We start from the raw sequence: 19,105 nt of genomic DNA on the forward strand, positions 1-19,105 counted from the left end.
TCGCTTACGCGACCCTTTTTTCGTCAATTCTTCCTGTCACTCTTCGCGCTCAATACCGAAATGCTTATAGGCATGGTTGGTCGCCATGCGTCCGCGCGGCGTGCGCTGAATAAAGCCTTGCTGAATCAGAAACGGCTCAATCACGTCTTCAATCGTTTCACGCTCTTCGCCAATCGCCGCCGCCAGGTTATCCAACCCTACCGGCCCGCCGGTAAACTTATCGATAATCGCCAGCAGCAGCTTACGGTCCATATAGTCGAACCCTTCCGCATCCACATTCAGCATATTCAGCGCCTGCGCCGCGACTTCGCCGGTCATCTGGCCGTCGGCCCGCACCTCGGCGAAATCCCGCACCCGGCGCAATAAGCGGTTGGCGATACGCGGCGTACCGCGCGCCCGGCGCGCCACCTCGTGTGCGCCGTCCGGCGACAGCGTCAGCCCCAGGCAGCTGGCGCTGCGCGAGACGATGTGCTCCAGATCGGCCACCTGATAGAACTCCAGCCGCTGGACAATGCCGAAGCGATCGCGCAGCGGCGAGGTCAGCGAGCCGGCGCGGGTGGTGGCGCCGACCAGGGTGAAAGGCGGCAGATCGATTTTGATCGAACGCGCCGCCGGCCCTTCGCCGATCATAATATCCAGCTGATAGTCTTCCATCGCCGGGTACAGCACCTCTTCCACCGCCGGCGACAGCCGGTGAATCTCATCGATAAACAGCACGTCGTGCGGTTCAAGGTTGGTGAGCATCGCCGCCAGATCGCCGGCCTTTTCCAGCACCGGACCGGAGGTAGTGCGCAGGTTGACACCCATTTCATTGGCGACGATATTGGCCAATGTGGTTTTCCCCAGCCCCGGCGGCCCGAAAATCAGCAGGTGATCGAGCGCGTCGCCCCGCAGTCTGGCCGCCTGAATAAAGATTTCCATCTGCTCGCGAACGTGCGGTTGGCCCACGTACTCCGCCAGCATTTTGGGGCGGATGGCGCGATCGATCACCTCTTCTTCCGTGATCGGCTCGGCTGAGATCAGGCGGTCGGCTTCAATCATTTCTTATCCTTATCCCGGCGGTTACAGGGCCGCGCGCAGCGCGTCGCGGATCAGGGTTTCACAATCAGCGCCCGGCTTGGCCACTTTACCGACCATACGGCTGGCTTCCTGCGGTTTGTATCCCAGCGCCACCAGCGCCGCAGCGGCCTCGGCTTCAATATCCGCTTCCGATGCCTTGCCGGCGTTGGCCGGCAGGTTGATCTCACTGCTGTTGGCAAACAGGTCGCCGTTAAGCCCTTTAAAGCGGTCTTTCATTTCCACCACCAGACGCTCGGCGGTCTTTTTGCCCACGCCCGGCAGCTTCACCAGCGCGGTGATTTCCTCACGCTCTACCGTGGTGACAAACTGTTGCGCCGACATGCCGGACAGGATCGCCAACGCCAGCTTCGGCCCTACGCCGTTAACCTTAATCAGCTCGCGAAACAGCGCGCGTTCCTGTTTATCGTTAAAACCATACAGCAGCTGCGCGTCTTCACGCACCACGAAATGGGTAAATACGATCGCTTCCTGCCCCAGCTCCGGCAGTTCGTAGAAGCAGGTCATCGGCATATGCACTTCATAACCGACACCGTTCGCTTCCAACAACACCAGCGGCGGCTGTTTTTCCAGGATATTACCTCTGAGACGACCTATCATTTACCCTCCAGCTTCAATTCTTGTTCACGGCCCGCGGCCATGCCATGCTGCTAAGCTTATAACATAAAAAAGGCTGGATGAATATCCAGCCTGCCCGTTACCCGCCCGCAATCTCTCCGCAGCCTGATAACGCTTATTTTAAACGCCCGCGCGCCATGCTTAACCGCCCTTCGCTCATCCGCAGCACATTCTGGCTGAGGTGGCAGTGGGTGATGGCGATAGCCAGTGCATCGGCGGCGTCCGCCTGCGGACTGGCGGACAGTTTAAGCAACGAACGCACCATATGCTGCACCTGCGCCTTCTCGGCCGCGCCGGTGCCGACCACCGTCTGTTTGACCTGACGGGCGGCGTACTCAAACACCTCAAGATTCTGGTTGACCGCAGCAACGATCGCCACGCCGCGCGCCTGCCCCAATTTGAGCGCCGAGTCCGGGTTCTTGGCCATAAACACCTGTTCGATGGCGAAGAAATCCGGCTGGAACTGCGTAATAATCTCGCTGACGCCGGCATAAATCAGCTTCAGCCGCGTCGGCATATCGTCCACGACGGTGCGGATGCAGCCGCTGGCGATATACGACAGCTGACGCCCCTGCTGACGAATCAGGCCATAGCCGGTGATGCGCGAACCCGGGTCAATACCGAGGATAATCGCCATTATGTCATCCGCTCCGTCTTGCCCGCCAACGGCGTCAGGCGCTGCAGCCGCACAGCGCCATATTCACCACGCATTACAGCGTAGCCGCCACCTCGTCGGAGATCTCACCGTTGTGGTAAACCTCCTGCACGTCGTCGCAGTCTTCCAGCATATCGATCAGACGCAGCAGCTTCGGCGCGGTTTCCGCATCCATATCGGCTTTGGTCGACGGGATCATCGACACTTCCGCCGCTTCGGCGGTAAAGCCGGCGGTCGCCAGCGCGTCTTTCACTTCGCCCAGGTTTTCCCACGCGGTGTAAACGTCGATCGCGCCGTCATCATAAGTCACGATATCTTCCGCACCGGCTTCCAGCGCCGCTTCCATCACGCTGTCTTCATCCAGGCCCGGCGCAAAGGTGATCACGCCTTTTTTGGTGAACAGGTACGCCACGGAGCCGTCGGTGCCGAGGTTGCCGCCGCACTTGGTGAAGGCGTGACGCACTTCCGCCACGGTGCGGTTGCGGTTGTCACTCAGGCATTCGATCATGATGGCGGTGCCGCCCGGACCGTAACCTTCATAGATGATGGTTTCCATGTTGCTGTCGTCTTCACCGCCGACGCCGCGGGCAATGGCGCGGTTCATGGTGTCGCGCGTCATGTTGTTGGACAGCGCCTTATCCATCGCCGCGCGCAGACGCGGGTTGGCGTCGGGATCGCCGCCGCCCAGTTTGGCCGCGGTGACCAGTTCACGAATAATTTTGGTGAAAATCTTACCGCGTTTGGCATCTTGCGCCGCTTTACGGTGTTTTGTGTTGGCCCACTTACTATGACCTGCCATAAAAAATCTCCAAAAAAAACTACTGGACTGAATTAATCACAAACTCTTCAATCGCCTGCTGGTTGCTCCATGACTTGGTCAGTTTGACGGCTTCCGCCGCCTCAAGCCACCGATAGGCGTGATGCTCGGTAATCACCGGATCGCGCTCTGCGGGCAATGCCAGACAGAACCAGTGCTCTTTATTGCGCGTGGTTCCCGGCGCATAGCGATGTCGCAAGTGGACAAAGAGTTCAAACTCCACGCAGCGCTGGCAATCGAACAGCGGCAGATTCTCCGCCACCACATCGATGCCGACTTCTTCTTTGATTTCACGCTGCGCAGCATGCAGCGGCGATTCATCCGCCTCCAGGCTGCCGGTCACCGACTGCCAGAATTCGGTATCGTCCCGCCGCTGTAACATGAGCACCCGGCCGCTGGAACGCGCATAAATCACCACCAGAACCGACTCGGGGCGTTTATAGTTCATCACGCGTTCTCTGAGTTAGCGTCGTCCGCCGCGCCCTTTTTCACCACGCTGATGGACAGCTCCTGCAGCGACGCCGGGTTGGCGAAGCTCGGTGCGTCGGTCATCAGACAGGCGGCAGCGGTGGTTTTCGGGAAGGCGATCACGTCGCGGATATTTTCCGTGCCGGTCAGCAGCATCACCAGGCGATCCAGGCCGAAAGCCAGGCCGGCGTGCGGCGGCGTGCCGTACTTCAGCGCGTCCAGCAGGAAGCCGAACTTCTCACGCTGTTCGTGTTCGTCGATGCCCAGAATGCTGAACACCGTCTGCTGCATTTCGCTGCGGTGAATACGCACCGAGCCACCGCCCACTTCGTAGCCATTCAACACCATGTCGTAGGCGTTGGCGATGGCTTCGGTCGGCGCCTGCGCCAGCGCTTCCGGCGAGGAGTCACGCGGAGCGGTAAACGGATGGTGCATCGCCGCCAGACCGCCTTCGTCGTCTTCTTCGAACATCGGGAAATCAACCACCCACAGCGGCGCCCAGGCGTCCAGCTTGGTCAGCTGCAGATCGCGGCCCAGCTTCAGACGCAGCGCGCCCATCGCATCGGTGACGATTTTGCTGCTGTCAGCGCCGAAGAACAGAATATCGCCGCTTTGTGCGTCGGTGCGCGCCAGCATCGCTTCCAGCACGTCCGCGCTGAGGAATTTGGCGATCGGGCTTTGTACCCCTTCCATCCCGGCGGCACGGTCATTCACTTTCAGCCACGCCAGCCCTTTGGCGCCGTAGATGTTAACGAATGCGCCGTATTCGTCGATCTGCTTACGGGTCAGCTGCGCGCCGCCCGGTACGCGGATTACCGCCACGCGGCCTTTGGCATCATTGGCCGGGCCGGAGAACACTTTAAATTCGACGTCTTTCACCAGATCGGCCACGTCCACCAGCTCCAGCGGGTTACGCAGATCCGGTTTGTCGGAACCGTAGCGGCGCATCGCTTCGGCAAAGGTCATGATCGGGAAGTCGCCCAGATCCACGCCCTTCACATCCTGCCACAGTTCACGCACCAGCTGTTCCATTACGGTGCGCACTTGCTCGGCGCTCATAAAGGACGTTTCGACATCGATCTGGGTGAATTCAGGCTGGCGATCGGCACGCAGGTCTTCGTCGCGGAAACATTTGACGATCTGATAGTAGCGGTCAAAACCGGACATCATCAGCAGCTGTTTGAACAGCTGCGGCGACTGTGGCAGCGCGTAGAACTTGCCTTTATGTACGCGGCTCGGCACCAGATAGTCGCGCGCGCCTTCCGGCGTCGCCTTGGTCAGCATCGGCGTTTCAATATCCAGGAAGCCATGGTCGTCCATAAAACGACGGACAAAACTGGTGATCTTGGCGCGGGTCTTCAGACGGTCGGCCATTTCCGGGCGACGCAGGTCCAGGTAGCGGTATTTCAGACGCGCTTCTTCGCTGTTGGTCTGGTTGGCGTCCAGCGGCAGCGGCTCGGAACGGTTGATAATCTCGAGCGCATGGGCGAACACTTCCACTTCGCCGGTGGCCATATCTTTATTGATTTGGCTGTCCGGACGCGCGCGTACGGTGCCGACGATCTGGATGCAGAATTCGTTGCGCAGTTCGAACGCTTTGTCGAACGCCGCTTTTTTATCCGGGTCGAAGAACACCTGCACGATGCCTTCGCGATCGCGCATATCAATAAAGATCAGGCCGCCCAAATCACGGCGACGGTTTACCCAGCCGCACAAAGTCACTTCCTGGCCCACGTGGGACAGATTCAACTGCCCGCAATATTCAGTACGCATACGCTATCCTTTTACTCAGCCGATGCCGCGCCGGACGGGTTGCCCTGGGCGCCGCTGTTATCTGATGAACTCTTGTTGCCCGGTTTAAAATCAGTCGCGTACCAGCCGGTGCCTTTCAGCTGGAATCCGGCTGCGGAGATCAATTTTGTCAACGCAGGCTGCCCACACGCCGGACAATCCGTCAGCGGCGCATCGGAAAATTTCTGCAATTTCTCTAATCGATGAGTGCAAGCACCACATGCATATTCATAAATCGGCATAGGTCGTTGGATTAAAGAGAGTTGAAAAAAGGCGGTCATTATAAAGGAAATTCATCCGCCCGATAAGTGCGAAGCGCGTATTGTTCTGCGACTAAATGCTGCCTTTTTGTCCGAACCACACATTGATTAACAAATTTCCCGTTAACAGCGGCGCAAATGTTCACGTAGCCTAGGTTTACGCTTGATTGTTACAAACCCGGCGGCAAACCGCCCAACCCCCTTTTCGCAATGAGACAACGCCATGCTGAAACTTGATACCTCAACCACCGCTCTGGTACTGATTGACCTGCAACAGGGTATTTTACCCTTTGCCGGCGGCCCGCACAGCGCTGAACAGGTCGTCACTCACGCCGCCCATCTGGCGGGACGCTTCCGCGCACTTGGCGCACCGGTGATTTTGGTACGCGTCGGCTGGTCCGCAAGCTTTGCCGAAGCGCTGCAACAGCCGGTTGATCAGCCTTCTCCACCGCCGGTCGGCGGCCTGCCCGATAACTGGTGGACCTTCCCGGAAACGCTGGCGGTCAGTGATGACGATATTCTGGTCACCAAACGCCAGTGGGGCGCCTTCTACGGCACCGATCTGGAGCTGCAGCTGCGCCGCCGCGGCATTAAAAGCATCGTGCTCGGCGGCATCGCCACCAATATCGGCGTAGAATCCACCGCGCGCGACGCGTGGGAACGCGGCTTCAACCTGGTGATCGCCGAAGATATGTGCAGCGCGCAGAACGCGGACATGCACCAGTTCGCCTTCCAGAATATCCTCCCGCGCCTAGCGCGCGTACGCAGCACCAGCGAAATTCTTGCCGCGCTGTAAGCGACGGGTTAACGTAAGCACTTTCTATTTTGCGCTGCCCGCCCGCCGGGCAGCCGATAACTTGCGAAGGAACGGATGTATATCGGATTACCGCAATGGCACCATCCCGCCTGGAACCGCATCGGACTGCGGGATCTGGCGGACTACAGCCGCTATTTTAACTGCGTCGAGGGCAACACCACCTTTTATGCCCTGCCGAAAGCTGAGATCGTGCAGCGCTGGCGAGCGATGACCCACGACGATTTTCGCTTCTGTTTCAAATTCCCCGCTGAAATCAGCCATAAGGCGGCGCTGCGCCATTGCGACGCCGACGTGCAGGCGTTTTACCAGTGCCTGGCGCCGCTGGAGCAGCGTATCGGCCAGCTGTGGCTGCAACTGCCGGCGGCCTTCGGTCCGGCGGAACTGCCGGCGCTGTGGGCGTTTTTCGACACCCTGCCCGGCGCATTCACCTACGGCGTCGAAGTGCGCCACCCCGCCTTCTTCGCCAAAGGCGAAGAAGAGCGTCTGCTGAACCAGGGGCTGCACCAACGCGGCATTAACCGGGTGATCTTAGACAGCCGACCGGTGCACCACGCCGCGCCGAACAGTGCGGCGGTACGCGATGCCCAGCAAAAGAAGCCGAAGCTGCCGGTACACGCTCTGGTTACCGCTGACAATCCGCTGGTGCGTTTTATCGGCGGCAACGTACTGGGCGACAACCTGCGCTGGTTCGATGCCTGGCAACATAAGCTGGCGGATTGGCAACAGCATACGCCTTATCTGTTTATCCATACGCCGGATAACGGTGATTCGCCGCAGCAGGCGCAAAAGATCTGGCAGTTGCTGCGGGAAAAGATACCGTCGCTGCCTGCTGCACCCGACTGGCCCGAACAGGATTCACTGTTTTAACCAATTAATCTGGCGTATTACATCAGATTTTTCTCCGCGACAGCCAAACAAATGGCGGCTATTATGCAGGGGCCAGTTTTTGGTTAGGGAATGGAGTTAAAAATGGTAAGCGCGCTCTATGTGGTGCTCGGCGCATTGTTGTTAATCAAACTCTCTTATGACGTAGTCAAACTCAGGATGCAGTACCGCGTCGCTTACGGCGACGGGGGCTTTTACGAGTTGCAGACCGCCATCCGCGTACACGGCAACGCCGTAGAATATATTCCGATCGCCGCCGTACTGCTGGTGCTGATGGAGATGAACGGCGCAGAAATATGGCTGATTCACCTCAGCGGCCTGATGCTGATCGCCGGACGTCTGGTGCATTTCTATGGCCTGCGCAACCGCGAAGTCCGCTGGCGCCGTTCAGGTATGGCCGCCACCTATATCTCCCTGGTGCTGATGGTGCTGGCGAATACCTACTATCTGCCATGGGAACTGATCTTTTCGCTGCACTGAACCCTCGCTTTCCAGGCGGCGATGCCGCCTGTTTCCGCATCGATAATGTGATCTCTCACGCCGATATCTGTTAGAATACGCCCCTTCGAATTCTGACCTGATTTTTTTGCCGCTATGCCAAACCGCGATACTCTGTTTTCCGCCCCTATCGACAAGCTGGGCGACTGGACCTTTGACGAACGCGTTGCTGAAGTGTTCCCCGATATGATCCAGCGCTCCGTGCCCGGCTACTCCAATATTATTTCCATGATCGGCATGCTGGCGGAACGCTTCGTGCAGCCGCACAGCCAGGTCTATGATCTGGGGTGTTCACTGGGTGCGGCCACGCTGTCGATGCGGCGGAATATCAGCGTGGCGGACTGTAAAATCATTGCGGTGGACAACTCGCCGGCCATGGTCGAGCGCTGCCGTCGCCATATCGACGCCTTTCGCGCCGAGACGCCGGTCGAGGTGATTGAAGCCGATATTCTCGACATCAAGATCGAGAACGCCTCGATGGTGGTGCTGAACTTCACCCTGCAATTTCTCGAACCTGCCGACCGCCTGCGCCTGTTGCAACAGGTTTACCGTGGGCTGCGCCCGGGCGGCGCGCTGGTGCTGTCGGAGAAATTCAGCTTCGAGGACGCGCCGGTCGGCGAGTTGCTGTTCAATATGCACCACGACTTCAAGCGCGCCAACGGCTACAGCGAGCTGGAAATCAGCCAGAAACGCAGCATGTTGGAAAACGTCATGCTGACCGACTCGGTCGAAGCCCATAAAGCGCGCCTGCAGCAGGCCGGCTTTGAACACGCGGAAGTGTGGTTCCAGTGCTTTAACTTCGGTTCGCTGATCGCCCTGAAAGCGGGAGAAAGCGCATGATCGAGTTCGGCGATTTTTACCAGCAAATAGCCAAAAGCCCGCTCAGCCACTGGCTAGACACCCTGCCCGCACAGCTCAGCGCCTGGCAGCGCGAATCGCTGCACGGCAAATTCAAACAATGGTTCAACGCGGTGGAACACCTGCCGCTGCTGACGCCGGAGCGGCTTGACCTATTGAACGGCGTGCACGCCGATATGAACCAGCCGCTGTCCGCCGGCCGGCTTGAGGGCATTGAAACCATGCTGCGCACGCTGATGCCGTGGCGTAAAGGGCCGTTCTCCCTGTACGGCATCGATATCGAAACCGAATGGCACTCCGACTGGAAGTGGGATCGCGTGCTGCCGCATATCTCGCCGCTGGCGGGCCGCACCGTGCTCGACGTCGGCTGCGGCAGCGGCTACCACATGTGGCGGATGCTCGGCGCCGGCGCGCAGTTTGTCGTGGGTATCGACCCGATGCAGCTGTTCCTGTGCCAGTTTGAGGCGGTGCGCAAGCTGCTGGGCGGCGACCAGCGCGCGCATCTGCTGCCGCTCGGGATCGAACAGCTGCCGGAGCTGGCTGCGTTCGATACCGTCTTCTCCATGGGGGTGCTGTATCACCGTCGCTCGCCGCTGGATCACCTGTATCAGCTGAAAAATCAGCTGGTGCGTGAAGGCGAACTGGTGCTGGAGACGTTGGTGGTGGAAGGCGATCGCCATCAGGTGCTGGTGCCGGGCGACCGCTACGCGCAGATGCGCAACGTTTACTTTATCCCGTCCACCGAAGCGCTGAAGGGCTGGCTGGAAAAATGCGGTTTTGTCGATGTGAAGGTGGCCGACGTCTGTGTCACCAGCCTTGAAGAGCAGCGCCGCACCGGCTGGATGACCAGCGAATCGCTGGCCGACTTCCTCGACCCCGACGACCCGACGAAAACCCGTGAAGGCTACCCGGCGCCGCGCCGCGCCGTGCTGGTGGCGAGAAAGCCCTGATACTTTCTCCGCGGCGTATCCAACGATACGCCGCATCAATCAGCGTTAAGACGCCGTCCGCTGCTGCGCCAGCTGTTCCGCGCGCTGCAGCACCGCCTGCAGATCGTCTTCATCAATATCCAGAAATTCGCCGTCCATCAGCGCCTGATGCAGATCGGCGCGGGTAATCGGCACATCAAGCGGCACCGGTTCCGGCTTCGCTTCGGCGGGCGATAGCGCATGCGGGTAGCGTCTGCCCATCAAGTTATTAAACACTATTGCCAGCAGCGCCATCAGCACGGAGTTGAGTAACACCGGCGACCAGACAAACGCATAGCCCAGCTGTTTAACGACATCGCCGCCGAGGATCGCCGTCAGCGCCACCGCCCCGCTCGGGGGATGCAGGCAGCGCAGCTTAAACATTATCCCAATCGCCAGGCACGCGGCCACGCCGCAGGCAATGCCCGGATCGCCGATCAGTTTGCCGCAGCTGACGCCAATCAGCGCCGCCACCAGATTACCGCCGACAATCGACCAGGGCTGTGCCAGCGGGCTGGCCGGTACGGCAAACAGCAGCACCGCCGAGGCGCCCATCGGCGCGACAAACCATAAATTGACGCTGCCCAACATCCAGTGGCTGACCCAGCCGGCGACCATCAGCCCCAGACCCGCGCCAAGGCTGGCGAGCGCAATCTCTTTATTCCCTGCGGCTAACGGATGCGGCCACAAACGCGCGCCCCCTACTTTCAACTTCGTTACTATCGGGTTAATCATGTTGCCTAATAATGTAAAAATTAACGTTGCGGCGGGAATATATCACAGGAAAAATCTTAGTTAAGCTTTTATAGAAGGTAAAAAACCCGGCGAATGCCGGGCGAGAGAGGATTTGTGTAGATTCAGTCTCGGTAACTAGGCGCTCTGCGCCAGCGGGTCGACCAGCTCCAGCGCGCCTTTCATCGCTTCCACCATTTCACCGTCAACGCAATAATGGCTGAACTCGTCGAATTCATTATCAGCGCACATGGTAACACCGGCCTTGCGGTAGCGCATGGTGGACGGCACGGTATGGCCGGAAGAGCTGTGCAGCTCCCGAATGCCGATATCGACAAACTTGTGCAGATTACTTAAGCGCACGCCGGCACCGGCCATAATCACCGGCCCCTGGCTGGCCTGCAGTAAATCACGCAGCAGCGGCAACCCCAGCTCGGCATTCTGCTGCTGGCCGGAGGTCAAAATGCGCGCCACGCCCAAGTCGGTCAGCTGTTGCAGCGCCTGCATCGGGTTCTGGCACATATCAAACGCCCGATGGAAGGTCACCGCCATATCACCGCACAGCGCCATGACTTCCCGCATGCGCGGCAGGTCGATGTGGCCCTCTTCGTCCAGCATGCCAATTACCACGCCGGGGAAGCCCAGCTCGCGCACCTGCGCCACGTCGTTTTTCATCACGCTGAAATCAACGGCGCTATAGCAAAAATCGCCGGCGCGCGGCCGGACGATGGGATGCACCGGAATCGCCAGCCTCTCCCGCGCCAGCGCCAATGATCCATAGCTGGGCGTCAGGCCCCCTTCGCTTTGGCTGGAGCATAATTCAATTCGATCCGCTCCTGCGCGTTCAGCCGTCAGCGCGCAATCGACGCTATAGCAACAAACTTCCAGTTTAATCATTATCACCTCCAGATGACGGCCAGCTCACTACCCGTCTTGTTTATCCGCATACTTGTCGCGTAGGCTGCAAGTATCAGCGAAAAACAGTTCAGGGAGTAACTATGGCATTCAATTTTGATCAATGGATAGACCGCAGTCACAGTGACAGCGTGAAATGGGATAAATATCACGATCGCGATATTATTCCGCTGTGGGTGGCCGATACCGACTTCCAGTCGCCGCCGGCGGTGATCGAGGCGCTGCACCAGCGAGTCGCACACGGTGTGTTCGGCTATGGTCACCCTTCTCCCGCGCTGATCGCGCTTTTCGTTCAGCGTATGGCGGAACGTTACCAGTGGCATATCCGGCCCGAATGGCTGGTGTTCCTGCCCGGACTGGTCTGCGGCCTGAACCTGTGCGTGCGCGCGTTTACCGCTGAAGACGAAGGCACTATTGCGCCTTCCCCCATTTATCCGCCATTTCGCAAAGCCGCGCAGTTTGCCGAACGACGCCAGCTGTCGGTGCCGATGCGCATGCAGAACCGGCGTTGGCTGCCAGACCTGCCGTCGCTCGCCGCGCAGCTTGACGGCCGGGAAAAACTGATGCTGTTGTGCAACCCGCACAATCCGGGCGGCACGGTGTATCGCCGCGATGAACTGCTGGCGCTGCAGCAGTTTGCCCGGCAACATGATTTGATCGTCTGTTCCGACGAGATCCACTGCGACTTACTGCTGGAGCCAGGTCTGCAACATATTCCGTTTGCCGCGCTGAATGAGGACGCCGCCCAGCGCAGCGTGACGCTGATGTCTCCGTCGAAAACCTTTAATATCGCCGGACTTGGCGCATCAATGGCGATCGTTCCCAACGATCGTCTGCGCCGCTCGCTGTGTCGCACGCGTCGCGGTCTGGTGCCGGAGGTCGACGTGCTGGCGCTGGTCGCCGCGCAGGCCGCCTATCAGCACGGACAGCCGTGGCTTGACCAGCAGCTGGATTACCTGCGTGCCAACCGCGATCTGGTGATGACGCGCATCAATGCCCTGCCGGGTCTGCATCTGTCGCCGGTTGAAGCCACCTATCTGGCATGGATTGACTGCAGCGGGCTGCCGGTCGATAACCCGCATGCCTTCTTTGAGCAGGCCGGCGTTGGTCTGAGCCCCGGGTTGGACTTTGGCGACCGCCGCTTCGTACGCTTAAACTTCGGTTGCCAGCGCGCACTGCTGATACGCGCGCTGGAGCGTATCGAGCATGCAGTGCATGCTTTGACCGGCTAATCGCGCTCGCTGGCGACGATCTCGCGAATGGCGTAAGGATGGAATTTGATGGTGACGCTGCCGTCGGTAATCGCCAGCGTCGGGTTCGGCAAGCGCTCACCTTCCCCCTGCGGCGCGCTCTGCTTCAGCTTAATGCCCGGCGCAAGCAGGGCTTCGTCCGGTAACAGCGCCAGCGCGCGCGCATACAGGGTTTGCGGATCGCCGGCGATCACCAGCTCCACATGCTCCCACCCCTCATGCGGGTAACGCTTGTTACCGGGAAACGGCAGTTCAATACAATCAATTTGCCACGGCCCCACCTGCAACGGCTGATGCAGGTCGAACAGATAAATCGGCCGACCGTTGATGATGGCGTCGGACATCACGTCAGCGCATTGCCGGAAGCCACTCAGCCAGCGTTCCGCCGTAGCGTTTTGGTGGCAGCGTACCGAAATATGGTCGGCATCAAACTGCGCCAGATCAAGCTGTAGCTTCTGGGCGAACTGTGCCAGAGTTTGTTCGTAACGGGGTAAGTCCAGCGCCAGATCCTGCAATTCGGCGATGGTTGAGAAAGGATTCATAGTATTGTTGTCCGCTAAAGCTGTTTTTAGGGGCGTAATTTACCGCGCCTGAGCGACGAGGGCTACATCTGCCGGCGCGGAAATCATCACATGACCGCCGATGGGCAATATGGCGGGCGTAGGAAAGAGAAAGTACGGCCCGTAGAATTATTTTTCTCCCCGTTAACTATTCGTGCCACTTATATTTTTTAGGATTTATCCCATAAGAAAAATAGTGTAATATCTGAGAAATAGAATATTCACAGTTTGCATGCAAATTAAACTAATAAAAATATCTTTATTGCTGTTTAAACCAGGTTCTACAATAGTATTTCACTGAGGCAACCCCTGCGCCACGAGCGCTTATTATTTGTACCAAAACCAATCTATCCGACTGTTTAAACAGTTATTTACTGAACACACATCCTGAGACTTATCTTAAATCAATCATCGTTAATTGATTCAGCATAGTAATTAAGTTAGCTTGAGACCATGTTATAGCTGAGAAAATGATTATGTTTCTTTTAACGATATCTGTAGTACTCATCGTTATTGCCGTTTATGCAATTTTACGCCATTTCAAAACGCGCCGTGGCAGTGCGTTCGATGGTCGTCGTCGCAAGAAGTAACGGAATCTCTCCCGTACTCTTTTTATCATCCAGATAACAACACCTGTGAATCCGTCCACCCACTTGCGGAAGCTGTGGGTGACGTCCTTCGTTTTCCGTCCCCTTTTCTCTTGCAGACTTTATATCTCGCCACCGCCGCAACTGCTGACGTGACGTCATCAATCGGTTACAATTATGGGCTGTTTTGTGGTTGGCTGCGGACGTGAGTCCCCCTATAGAGCCACCGTTGAATCCGCAGGGGCGCAACAGGCGTCTTTGCATTTGTCATTTAAGGTATCCCGGTGAATATTCAGGCACTTCTCTCAGATAAAGTCAGCCAGGCGCTGATTGCCGCAGGCGCGCCTGCCGATTGCGAAGCACAGGTCCGTCAATCTGCTAAAGCGCAATTTGGTGATTATCAGGCCAACGGCGTCATGTCCGTTGCCAAAAAGCTTGGCATGCCGCCACGACAACTGGCAGAAAAAGTCGTCGCACTGCTTCAGTTGGACGGCATCGCCAGCAAGGTCGAAATCGCCGGTCCGGGTTTCATCAATATCTTCCTTGACGCCACGTGGGTCGCCCAGCAGGCCGACGCCGTGCTGCGCGCGCCAAAACTGGGCATTGCGCCGGTCGCGCCGCAGACTATCGTGATCGATTACTCGGCGCCTAACGTAGCGAAAGAGATGCACGTCGGTCACGTGCGTTCCACCATTATCGGCGACGCCGCCGCCCGTACTCAGAGCTTCCTCGGCCATAAAGTGATTCGCGCCAACCACGTCGGTGACTGGGGCACGCAGTTCGGCATGCTGATTGCCTATCTGGAAAAAATGCAGAATGAAAGCGCCAATGAGATGGGGCTGTCAGATCTGGAACAGTTCTACCGCGAAGCCAAGCGTCACTACGACGAAGACGCCGAGTTTGCGGAGCGCGCGCGCGCTTACGTGGTTAAACTCCAGGGTGGCGACGACTACTGCCTGAAAATGTGGCGCAAGCTGGTGGACATCACCATGGCGCAGAACCAAATCACCTATAACCGTCTTAATGTCACGCTGACCGAAGATGATGTCATGGGTGAAAGTCTGTACAACGCCATGTTGCCGGGTATTGTGGCCGATCTGAAAGCCAAAGGGCTGGCGGTGGAAAGTGAAGGCGCTACCGTGGTGTTCCTGGACGAATACAAAAACAAAGACGGCGACCCGATGGGCGTCATCATCCAGAAAAAGGATGGCGGCTACCTGTACACCACTACCGATATCGCCTGCGCCAAATACCGTTACGAAACCCTGGGTGCCGACCGCGTGCTGTACTACATCGACTCCCGCCAGCACCAGCACCTGATGCAGGCCTGGACCATCGTGCGCAAAGCCGGTTACGTGCCGGATTCGGTATCTCTCGAACACCATATGTTCGGCATGATGCTGGGTAAAGACGGCAAGCCGTTCAAAACCCGCTCCGGCGGCACCATCAAGCTGTCCGACCTGCTGGATGAAGCCATTGAGCGCGCTGGCAAGCTGATCGCCGAGAAAAACCCGGATATGCCGGCCGATGAACTGCAAAAAGTGGTCAACGCCGTCGGCATCGGCGCGATCAAATACGCCGACCTGTCAAAAAGCCGCACCACCGACTATATCTTTGACTGGGACAACATGTTGTCCTTCGAAGGCAACACCGCGCCTTATATGCAATACGCCTATACCCGCGTGGCCTCGGTGTTCAAACGCGCCGGCGTCGACGAAAGCGATCTGACGCTGCCGCTGGCGATGACCGAAGAGCGTGAGATTGCGCTGGCAACCCGCCTGCTGCAGTTTGAAGAGACTATCACCGTGGTGGCGCGCGAAGGCACCCCGCACGTGATGTGCAGCTATCTGTACGATCTGGCCGGCCTGTTCTCCGGCTTCTATGAGCACTGCCAGATCCTTAACGCCGACAGCGAAGAAGCGCGCCAGAGCCGCCTGAAACTGGCGCTGCTGACCGCCAAGACGCTGAAAACCGGTCTGGATACTCTGGGGATCGAAACCGTCGAGCGGATGTAATTGCCGAACACCGCATAGCAAAAGGGTCGCCAAAGGCGACCCTTTTTTATTGTCCCGTCAGCGCGGGCTAAGGCGCGGCGTGCCGCGCCCATGATGCCGCATCAGGCGACGCGGCGGGCAAAGTCGCGCGGCCGGAAGCCCAGCACGCCCAGCACGCCGAAGTAGGCCACCACGCCGGCCACCACCACCGCCGCCAGGCGCAGCAGGCGCTCCAGCATATTGCCGTTATCCCAGGCCGGCATCAGCCACAGCATACCGACCAGCACCGCCGACATCACCAGCACCGCCACCACCAGCTTGGTGAGGAACAGCGCCCAGCCCGGCTGCGGACGGAAAATATCCTGCTTACGCAGCTGCCAGTACAGCAGCGAGGCGTTCAGACAGGCCGCCAAACCGATCGACAGCGACAGCCCGGCATGTTTCAGCGGACCAATAAAGGCCAGGTTCATTACCTGCGTCATAATCAGCGTGACAATGGCGATTTTCACCGGCGTTTTGATGTCCTGACGCGAATAAAAGCCGGGAGCCAACACCTTCACCACGATCAGCCCCATCAGGCCGACAGAGTAAGCCACCAGCGCACGCTGCGTCATCGCCGCATCAAAGGCGCTGAATTTGCCGTACTGGAACAGCGATACGGTCAGCGGTTTAGCCAGAATACCCAGAGCAATCGCGCTCGGCAGCGCCAGCAGGAAGCACAGGCGCAGCCCCCAGTCCATCAGGCGGGAATACTCATCGTGATTGCCGCTGGCGAAGCTTTTTGCCAACGACGGCAACAAAATGGTGCCCAGCGCCACGCCCAGCACCCCGGAAGGAAACTCCATCAGGCGATCGGCGTAATACATCCAGGAAACCGAACCAGACACCAGGAACGAGGCGAAAATGGTGTTGATAATCAGTGAAATCTGGCTGACCGACACCCCGAGGATCGCCGGCCCCATCTGACGCATCACCCGCCATACGCCGGCGTCGCGCCACTTGATGCGCGGCAGCACCAGCATACCGATCTTGCGCAGGTGCGGCAGTTGGTAACCCAGTTGCAGTACGCCGCCGACCACCACCGCCCAGGCCAAAGCCAGCACCGGCGGATTGAAATAAGGCGCGGCGAACAGGGCGAAACCGATCATGCTGACGTTAAGCAGCGTCGGCGCAAACGCCGGTATCGAAAAGCGGTTCCAGGTATTGAGAATCGCCCCCACCAGCGACGCCAGCGAAATCAGCAAAATATAGGGGAACGTAATGCGCAGCAGCGACGAGGTTAAGGCGAATTTGTCCGGCGTATCCGTAAAGCCCGGCGCAGTGATATAGATCACCCAGGGCGCCGCCAGCATCCCGGCCACCGTCACCAGCGCCAGCACCAGCGTCAGCAGGCCGGAGACATAGGCAATAAAAGTACGCGTCGCCTCTTCCCCCTGCTGGCTTTTATATTCGGCGAGGATCGGTACAAACGCCTGAGAGAACGCGCCTTCGGCAAAGATACGGCGCAGCAGGTTCGGCAGTTTGAACGCCACGAAGAAGGCATCCGTCGCCATCCCGGCGCCAAAAACGCGTGCGACAATGGCGTCACGCGCAAAGCCCAGCACCCGGGAGAACATCGTCATCGAGCTGACGGCCGCCAGTGATTTTAGTAGGTTCATGTGGTTTTTCTGGTGAGTACTACGTGTAAATATCAACGCCTGCAACAGCAGGCGTCAGTCAAGAAACGGCTTCAGTTTACGCATCCGCGGCAGAATAGCCAACGCCATATGTTACATGGGGTTACCCGGCAAATCCGCGTCGCGCAGTATCTGTTCAATCATCCGCTGGGCGTAAAGTGCCTGTTCACCTCCGGTCTGCGGCGGCGTCTGATTTGCCACCGACTGAATAAAGTGACGCACCGCCCCCTCAAAACCTCGCTGGGCCAGCGTGGTCTGCCAGCCGGGCGCCGGTTGCTCCAGAACGCCGTCGCGGTCTTCACGCCGCCACTGGCGCATATCGTCCAGTTGATACACCGCGCCGCGGGTCACCGCCTGCACGCTTTCCCGCTGGCTGCCCGCCTGGCGGTGCATGCTGGTGGTCACCATTGTCTCACCGCAGCGGAAATGATGCTCGGCATACAGCATTTCACCGGCGTCATTAGCGCTCAGCCGGCCGCCCAGCAGTTTGCCTTCGCCACCGGCCAGCCACAGCGCGGTGTCCACCACGTGCAGATAGTCATCCAGCAGGGTGAAGCGCAGCAAATTCGGCCCTACGCTGTCGGCACGGTGCTTATCCATACGGATCGACGCCGGCTGGCGCATCTGCTGCTGCAAATGCCCGTACAGCGGCGCAAAACGGCGGTTGAAGCCGACCATCAGCGCCTTACCGCGCGCCTGCGCCAGTTCCAGCAGTTGTTCGCCCTGCTCCAGCGTCTCCGCCAGCGGTTTATCAACGTAGACATGCACGCCCTGCTCCAACAGGCTTTTCACTACGCTGAAATGGCTGGCGGTGCTGCTGTGTACGAAAACCGCATCGCACTGCTGCGCCAGTTCATCCAGGCGGGAGAAACAGGCCATCCGGTAGCTGTCGCACAGCGGCTGTGCCTTCTGGCGGTTCGGCGAAAAGCCGCCCACCAGTTGCCAGTCGGCCGCGTGGCTGAGGATCGGCAGATACGCTTTTTGCGCGATGCCGCCCAGGCCGACCACACCAATACGTAGCTTAGTCATCCCGCCCCTCCGCCGTCAGTTGCTGCAGTTGCTGCGTCAGCGCCGCGACCTGCTGTTCCAACACGGCGACGCGCTGGCTTAATGACATATTTTCCTGCTCATCTTCGACGGCGGCGGTCGCTACCGCCTGTTCGGCGCCGAACAAATGCGCAAAGCGGCTTTCACGCTTGCCCGGTTCACGCGCCAGGCGCTGTACAAACGGGCCGTCTTCCCGCCCGGCCAGTTGCTGCAGCAGTTGTTCTACCTCGGCGACATCGTTGAAATCATATAGCCGCGCGGCGCGCGTACGCAGCTCGCCCGGCGTCTGAGCACCGCGCAGCAGCAAGGTGGCGACCAACGCCAGTTCCGCGTCGCTGAGCTTCAACTGACCGAATTCGGAATTGCAGAAACGCTGCTCATATTTCACCACCCGGTTGCCAAAACCGCTTTGCGTGCGCAGAAAGTGTTTTTTCACCAGTTCGTCCAGCACCTCCTGAACCTCGCCTTCACTCAACGCCATCACCGGCTCACGGTTGGTTTTCTGATTACAGGCTAATGTGATGGCGTTCAATGACAGCGGATACTGCTCCGGCGTCGTCACCTGCTTTTCCAGCAGACAGCCGATCACCCGCGCCTCTTGCGTGCTTAATTGATATTTCATTATCGTTATC

20 protein-coding genes are annotated in these 19,105 nt (G+C 58.6%); 7 read left to right on the forward strand and 13 right to left on the reverse strand.

Going from position 1 to position 19,105, the window contains the following annotated elements:
• Window positions 1-36: 36 nt before the first annotated feature.
• The 7 genes from ruvB to CLM71_RS13155 all read right to left on the reverse strand — a co-directional run bounded on the left by ruvB (window position 37) and on the right by CLM71_RS13155 (window position 5,707).
• A complete protein-coding gene (gene ruvB, locus CLM71_RS13125) occupies window positions 37-1,041 on the reverse strand; it encodes a Holliday junction branch migration DNA helicase RuvB (RefSeq protein ID WP_015672617.1) in 1,005 nt (334 codons plus the stop codon).
• A gap of 21 nt (window positions 1,042-1,062) precedes the next feature.
• On the reverse strand, window positions 1,063-1,677 hold the full coding sequence (gene ruvA, locus CLM71_RS13130) for a Holliday junction branch migration protein RuvA (RefSeq protein WP_105231402.1): 615 nt from the start codon (window positions 1,675-1,677) through the stop codon (window positions 1,063-1,065).
• Window positions 1,678-1,810: 133 nt separating this feature from the next.
• On the reverse strand, window positions 1,811-2,332 hold the full coding sequence (gene ruvC, locus CLM71_RS13135) for a crossover junction endodeoxyribonuclease RuvC (RefSeq protein WP_015672619.1): 522 nt from the start codon (window positions 2,330-2,332) through the stop codon (window positions 1,811-1,813).
• A 73-nt stretch (window positions 2,333-2,405) separates the two neighbouring features.
• Window positions 2,406-3,149: a YebC/PmpR family DNA-binding transcriptional regulator gene (locus tag CLM71_RS13140; protein WP_105231403.1), complete on the reverse strand. Its 744-nt coding sequence runs from the start codon at window positions 3,147-3,149 to the stop codon at window positions 2,406-2,408.
• Between the two features lie 19 nt (window positions 3,150-3,168).
• Window positions 3,169-3,615, reverse strand: coding sequence for a dihydroneopterin triphosphate diphosphatase (gene nudB, locus CLM71_RS13145; RefSeq protein WP_105231404.1), 447 nt, complete (start codon window positions 3,613-3,615; stop codon window positions 3,169-3,171).
• On the reverse strand, window positions 3,615-5,408 hold the full coding sequence (gene aspS, locus CLM71_RS13150) for an aspartate--tRNA ligase (RefSeq protein ID WP_105231405.1): 1,794 nt from the start codon (window positions 5,406-5,408) through the stop codon (window positions 3,615-3,617). Before aspS ends, nudB begins: the two co-directional genes overlap by 1 nt.
• An 11-nt stretch (window positions 5,409-5,419) precedes the next feature.
• Window positions 5,420-5,707 (reverse strand): zinc ribbon domain-containing protein, encoded by a 288-nt coding sequence (locus CLM71_RS13155; protein ID WP_234008575.1) that lies wholly within the window; start codon window positions 5,705-5,707, stop codon window positions 5,420-5,422.
• Window positions 5,708-5,909: 202 nt separating this feature from the next.
• Between CLM71_RS13155 and CLM71_RS13160 the strand changes: the two genes are divergently transcribed.
• The 5 genes from CLM71_RS13160 to cmoB all read left to right on the forward strand — a co-directional run bounded on the left by CLM71_RS13160 (window position 5,910) and on the right by cmoB (window position 9,694).
• The gene (locus CLM71_RS13160; RefSeq protein WP_105231406.1) at window positions 5,910-6,482 is read left to right on the forward strand and encodes a hydrolase; all 573 of its coding nucleotides are present in this window, start codon (window positions 5,910-5,912) and stop codon (window positions 6,480-6,482) included.
• Window positions 6,483-6,557: 75 nt separating this feature from the next.
• Entirely contained in the window at window positions 6,558-7,370 is an 813-nt protein-coding gene (locus tag CLM71_RS13165) for a DUF72 domain-containing protein (RefSeq protein ID WP_105231407.1), read from the forward strand.
• 102 nt (window positions 7,371-7,472) lie between these two features.
• Window positions 7,473-7,868, forward strand: coding sequence for an MAPEG family protein (locus CLM71_RS13170; RefSeq protein ID WP_105231408.1), 396 nt, complete (start codon window positions 7,473-7,475; stop codon window positions 7,866-7,868).
• A gap of 114 nt (window positions 7,869-7,982) precedes the next feature.
• Window positions 7,983-8,726: a carboxy-S-adenosyl-L-methionine synthase CmoA gene (gene cmoA, locus CLM71_RS13175; protein ID WP_105231409.1), complete on the forward strand. Its 744-nt coding sequence runs from the start codon at window positions 7,983-7,985 to the stop codon at window positions 8,724-8,726.
• Complete coding sequence (gene cmoB / locus CLM71_RS13180; RefSeq protein WP_105231410.1) at window positions 8,723-9,694, forward strand: tRNA 5-methoxyuridine(34)/uridine 5-oxyacetic acid(34) synthase CmoB; 972 nt, start codon at window positions 8,723-8,725, stop codon at window positions 9,692-9,694. The genes cmoA and cmoB overlap by 4 nt, the downstream gene beginning before the upstream one ends.
• A gap of 45 nt (window positions 9,695-9,739) precedes the next feature.
• Here cmoB and CLM71_RS13185 read toward each other — a convergent pair whose 3' ends face one another.
• The gene (locus CLM71_RS13185; protein WP_105231411.1) at window positions 9,740-10,447 is read right to left on the reverse strand and encodes an HPP family protein; all 708 of its coding nucleotides are present in this window, start codon (window positions 10,445-10,447) and stop codon (window positions 9,740-9,742) included.
• Between the two features lie 135 nt (window positions 10,448-10,582).
• Window positions 10,583-11,341 carry a copper homeostasis protein CutC gene (gene cutC, locus CLM71_RS13190; protein ID WP_105231412.1) on the reverse strand — a complete coding sequence of 253 codons (759 nt, stop codon included), beginning with the start codon at window positions 11,339-11,341 and terminating at the stop codon, window positions 10,583-10,585.
• A gap of 101 nt (window positions 11,342-11,442) precedes the next feature.
• Between cutC and CLM71_RS13195 the strand changes: the two genes are divergently transcribed.
• Window positions 11,443-12,591: a MalY/PatB family protein gene (locus CLM71_RS13195; protein WP_105231413.1), complete on the forward strand. Its 1,149-nt coding sequence runs from the start codon at window positions 11,443-11,445 to the stop codon at window positions 12,589-12,591.
• On the opposite strand, the gene CLM71_RS13200 is transcribed toward CLM71_RS13195, so the two are convergent.
• Window positions 12,588-13,151, reverse strand: a complete 564-nt coding sequence (locus CLM71_RS13200; RefSeq protein ID WP_105231414.1) for a VOC family protein — start codon at window positions 13,149-13,151, stop codon at window positions 12,588-12,590. The two genes, CLM71_RS13195 and CLM71_RS13200, sit on opposite strands and share 4 nt — an antisense overlap.
• Before the next feature lie 889 nt (window positions 13,152-14,040).
• On the opposite strand from CLM71_RS13200, the gene argS reads away from it, so the two are divergent.
• Window positions 14,041-15,771, forward strand: a complete 1,731-nt coding sequence (gene argS / locus CLM71_RS13205) for an arginine--tRNA ligase (protein ID WP_105231415.1) — start codon at window positions 14,041-14,043, stop codon at window positions 15,769-15,771.
• A 101-nt stretch (window positions 15,772-15,872) separates the two neighbouring features.
• Here argS and murJ read toward each other — a convergent pair whose 3' ends face one another.
• From murJ to CLM71_RS13220, 3 genes are all read right to left on the reverse strand, one after another.
• Window positions 15,873-17,408 (reverse strand): murein biosynthesis integral membrane protein MurJ, encoded by a 1,536-nt coding sequence (murJ, locus tag CLM71_RS13210; RefSeq protein ID WP_105231416.1) that lies wholly within the window; start codon window positions 17,406-17,408, stop codon window positions 15,873-15,875.
• A 111-nt stretch (window positions 17,409-17,519) separates the two neighbouring features.
• Window positions 17,520-18,455 carry a Gfo/Idh/MocA family protein gene (locus CLM71_RS13215; protein WP_105231417.1) on the reverse strand — a complete coding sequence of 312 codons (936 nt, stop codon included), beginning with the start codon at window positions 18,453-18,455 and terminating at the stop codon, window positions 17,520-17,522.
• The gene (locus CLM71_RS13220) at window positions 18,448-19,095 is read right to left on the reverse strand and encodes a DUF480 domain-containing protein (protein WP_105231418.1); all 648 of its coding nucleotides are present in this window, start codon (window positions 19,093-19,095) and stop codon (window positions 18,448-18,450) included. The genes CLM71_RS13215 and CLM71_RS13220 overlap by 8 nt, the downstream gene beginning before the upstream one ends.
• Window positions 19,096-19,105: the final 10 nt, after the last annotated feature.

It is taken from the genome of Serratia sp. MYb239 (assembly GCF_002966855.1).
Classification (GTDB): domain Bacteria; phylum Pseudomonadota; class Gammaproteobacteria; order Enterobacterales; family Enterobacteriaceae; genus Serratia_B; species Serratia_B rhizosphaerae.

Coding starts and splice junctions, on each gene's coding strand:
- ruvB (WP_015672617.1), bottom strand. CDS start 1,041: ATGATTGAAGCCGACCGCCTGATCTCAGCCGAGCCGATCACGGAAGAA.
- cutC (WP_105231412.1), bottom strand. CDS start 11,341: ATGATTAAACTGGAAGTTTGTTGCTATAGCGTCGATTGCGCGCTGACG.
- cmoA (WP_105231409.1), top strand. CDS start 7,983: ATGCCAAACCGCGATACTCTGTTTTCCGCCCCTATCGACAAGCTGGGC.
- CLM71_RS13170 (WP_105231408.1), top strand. CDS start 7,473: ATGGTAAGCGCGCTCTATGTGGTGCTCGGCGCATTGTTGTTAATCAAA.
- CLM71_RS13215 (WP_105231417.1), bottom strand. CDS start 18,455: ATGACTAAGCTACGTATTGGTGTGGTCGGCCTGGGCGGCATCGCGCAA.
- CLM71_RS13200 (WP_105231414.1), bottom strand. CDS start 13,151: ATGAATCCTTTCTCAACCATCGCCGAATTGCAGGATCTGGCGCTGGAC.
- CLM71_RS13165 (WP_105231407.1), top strand. CDS start 6,558: ATGTATATCGGATTACCGCAATGGCACCATCCCGCCTGGAACCGCATC.
- CLM71_RS13155 (WP_234008575.1), bottom strand. CDS start 5,707: ATGACCGCCTTTTTTCAACTCTCTTTAATCCAACGACCTATGCCGATT.
- nudB (WP_105231404.1), bottom strand. CDS start 3,615: ATGAACTATAAACGCCCCGAGTCGGTTCTGGTGGTGATTTATGCGCGT.
- CLM71_RS13220 (WP_105231418.1), bottom strand. CDS start 19,095: ATGAAATATCAATTAAGCACGCAAGAGGCGCGGGTGATCGGCTGTCTG.
- cmoB (WP_105231410.1), top strand. CDS start 8,723: ATGATCGAGTTCGGCGATTTTTACCAGCAAATAGCCAAAAGCCCGCTC.
- CLM71_RS13185 (WP_105231411.1), bottom strand. CDS start 10,447: ATGATTAACCCGATAGTAACGAAGTTGAAAGTAGGGGGCGCGCGTTTG.
- CLM71_RS13195 (WP_105231413.1), top strand. CDS start 11,443: ATGGCATTCAATTTTGATCAATGGATAGACCGCAGTCACAGTGACAGC.
- murJ (WP_105231416.1), bottom strand. CDS start 17,408: ATGAACCTACTAAAATCACTGGCGGCCGTCAGCTCGATGACGATGTTC.
- ruvC (WP_015672619.1), bottom strand. CDS start 2,332: ATGGCGATTATCCTCGGTATTGACCCGGGTTCGCGCATCACCGGCTAT.
- ruvA (WP_105231402.1), bottom strand. CDS start 1,677: ATGATAGGTCGTCTCAGAGGTAATATCCTGGAAAAACAGCCGCCGCTG.
- aspS (WP_105231405.1), bottom strand. CDS start 5,408: ATGCGTACTGAATATTGCGGGCAGTTGAATCTGTCCCACGTGGGCCAG.
- CLM71_RS13140 (WP_105231403.1), bottom strand. CDS start 3,149: ATGGCAGGTCATAGTAAGTGGGCCAACACAAAACACCGTAAAGCGGCG.
- CLM71_RS13160 (WP_105231406.1), top strand. CDS start 5,910: ATGCTGAAACTTGATACCTCAACCACCGCTCTGGTACTGATTGACCTG.